This is a genomic window from Vibrio sp. Isolate34, assembly GCF_022397915.1.
Classification (GTDB): Bacteria; Pseudomonadota; Gammaproteobacteria; order Enterobacterales; family Vibrionaceae; genus Vibrio.
The window spans coordinates 1-641 of record NZ_JAKEUO010000065.1; the positions used below are offsets into that span (position 1 = coordinate 1).

At 45.2% G+C, this 641-nt stretch carries 1 pseudogene; it reads left to right on the forward strand.

Going from position 1 to position 641, the window contains the following annotated elements:
- Window positions 1-38 precede the first annotated feature (38 nt).
- A pseudogene (locus tag L1D22_RS22270) lies at window positions 39-641 on the forward strand (IS5 family transposase); the annotation flags it as partial.

A 641-nucleotide genomic window follows, 5' to 3' on the forward strand; every position in this document is an offset into this window, starting at 1 on the left:
GAAGTTGAGGTTTCATTTAAAACCAAAACCAGAGGACATTTAAAACCAAAACCAGAGGAGCAATACAACACCTGGCAATTGATGCCACTGGCCTCAAGGTTTATGGCGAGGGTGAATGGAAGGTCAAGAAGCATGGTTCTGATGGGAAGCGCAGAGTCTGGCGTAAACTGCATATTGCAGTAGATACAAGCACTCACGAAATAGTCGCAGCAGAGCTGAGTTTATCTAACGTAACCGATGCCGAAGTGCTCCCCAACTTACTCAAGCAAACGTGTCGTAAAATAATTTGAAATATCAGGTGATGGTGCTTATGACACAAGGAATTGTCATGATGCGATACGGATTAAGCGAGCGGTTGCGCTTATCCCACCACGAGAAGGGGCTGCATTCTGGGAACAAGGACACCCTCGTAATTTAGCAGTAGGTTGTCAAAAGCTCTACGGCTCCAACAAGAGGTGGAAACAACGGTATGGCTATCACAAGCGCTCACTATCAGAGACAGCAATGTACCGAGTAAAACAGCTGCTAGATGGGAAATTAAGCCTAAGAAATTACAATGCTCAGGTTGGCGAGACTTACGCTATGATCAAAGCTCTGAACAAGCTTACAGGACTTGGTATGCCTGAAACTCAGTATATTGC